This window comes from Amylibacter sp. SFDW26, from assembly GCF_009184395.1.
GTDB lineage: Bacteria > Pseudomonadota > Alphaproteobacteria > Rhodobacterales > Rhodobacteraceae > Amylibacter.
In genome coordinates, this window is record NZ_WEIC01000012.1 from 1 (window position 1) to 2205 (window position 2205).

The window sequence follows — 2205 nt, forward strand, 5'->3', positions numbered from 1 at the left end:
TGGAAATTCAACAGAAAACGGAGCGATTGTTATGAATAATATTAGTGCTAATAGTGCGAATAAAAATACTCTGGGGAAAGATTTTAATTCGAAGTCATCAATACCAGTATCCAGAGCTAAAGGAACCTCTGCCAAAGGCCGAGGTGCTGCCGCAGCTGATGTGGGTAAAACGGCCTTAGATAAAGATGTAAAAAGTGCACGTGGTGAGTTGGCACAACTTGCGTCCTCTCCTGAAGGTAATGAACAGCTTTCTCATGCTTTGGATGCACAACTTTTGCAAGAGCGTACATTGGATGAGCAGATTGTTCTTGATAAGATGTTTAACCGTTTGGGCACAGATCCTGGCTTTAAGCCAAAAGTTATTATGGTTTCAACGGCAGATATCAATTCTAAAAACGCTCCAGAAACGGCATTACCCAAGGGTGTTAATGCTGCGTTCATCCCGTCAAAAGGTATCATTCTTGTCCGTGAAGGTTTATCGCCTAAAGAGCAAAAGGCAGCGATCCGTGAAGAAATTGGTGAATGGTTTGCAAGTAGTGCAGAGAAAGCTGGTGTAAAACTGGCCAAAGGTGATGCTGGCGCACGGGTACGTTCCTTGATTATAGGAAAAGAAGCTTCAGCGGCTGACTTTAAAGCGAATGCATCCGATACAACGACAGTTCGTTTCGAGGGCAAAACTTATCAAGCACGTGCACAACAAGGTAATGCTTTTTTTGCCTCTGATTTGCCGACAGACGCTCAAAGGGCGAATGCAGAAAAAACGGTGAAAAAAGCCAAGGCAGATTTGCAAGCTGCAAATTTTGCCTTAAATAATAGTAAATTAAACCCTCGTCAAAGAGGGCAGGTTCAAGCAAAAGCGCAAAGATTAAAGCAGCAAATAGGCCTCGAGGAATCCAAACTAAAGACTTGGGATAAGGCTGAAGAATCGTTTACAAAACGGCTTAAGAATGATTTGGGGCCACGTTACATTTCTGCTAGGGATTACAAAGCCCGCGTAGCAAATCTTGAGCAGAAAAAAAATGATTTAGGCGTAGCTTCTTTTGGCGCAAAGAATAGTATATCACTAAAAATTTCTAATCTTACCAACGATCGCCAATGGTCTGCGGCGCGTGAACCTGTAGCACCTAATAAAGCGGCTGGACCTGCGGCTTCTGCTAATAATATTAATTCACGTTTCGCCCCAGCCAAAACAGTAGGTGCCGAAGTCACACAACGAAACGGCAAAAAGACCATCCAAAAGATTGATGTGAAGCGTAACGGACAGAATATCACCAAAATCTCCCTATGGCGATCTAAAGACACAGAAGGTGGACGTAATCCATTTGGGCGCAACAGCAATGAAACCTTTATAAAAGACGTGGCCAACCCTGTTACCAATGTTGTTAACGCTGTAAAGGATGGAATTGGAAACACTCTGGCTGATGCTTTTGGATTTCCCCATAACTACAGCCCACCAGCAGGAAGTGGAGGAAATTCGTTTACAGCTTCCTACAATGGTATGAGGACTGCAACGACTAATATCGTTTCAGCAACGGCAGATCCATTAAATGCAGCGATGCTCGATAAATTAAACAAGAGAGGGTTTCAGGGCTTTAATGTGATCGAAAAAGATTTTGATCCTTCTGGCCAGAAACGCGGCAAAGAACGCACGCGCGGTTATACGAATAAGGTTGGTGTGCCTTTTATTGATATCTCTATGAGACGTGGCCAGGGCGGCACGAAAGAGGCGGTAGAAGGTGCTATTTTTGATGCTTATGCTGCGACAGTCGAAGGTCGGGCACGTTTGCCTGAGTGGAAAAAAAGCAAGGCACTTGATACCGCACCTTTGACGACAGCGAATTGGCCTGCAAGTGCAGCGCCCTTTGCAGCGCGGCAGGATCTAAAGGATAGTTTGAAAGCTTGGATAACCATCGCAAGACGTGGCGCAACGCCGGCTGACAGCAAAACAATTAATTCTTTCAAAGGCAGCTTTGCATATTTTAACCGGACTCTTGCGCCCGAGCTTGGTGTTGCACCTGTCAAGGCAGTCGGTGCGCAGGGTATCCAGAATATCAATGGCGGAAAACCCTTTAATGCTGAGCAGTTTCCAGACGTCATGGCAAAAGCTGGTTATGGCTTTAGACAAGGTCAGGTGAGTTCAGCCGTTAATCTGTCCGCACGCCTTGCCGAAACTGTAGGTGGAACATTCACTCCCGAGAATATTAA

1 protein-coding gene is annotated in these 2205 nt (G+C 45.1%); it reads left to right on the forward strand.

Features of this window, described 5'->3' with window-relative positions; genetic code table 11:
- Positions 1 to 31: 31 nt before the first annotated feature.
- The coding region (locus F9L33_RS15665; RefSeq protein WP_152143755.1) for a hypothetical protein at positions 32 to 2205 on the forward strand (2174 nt) is incomplete at its 3' end.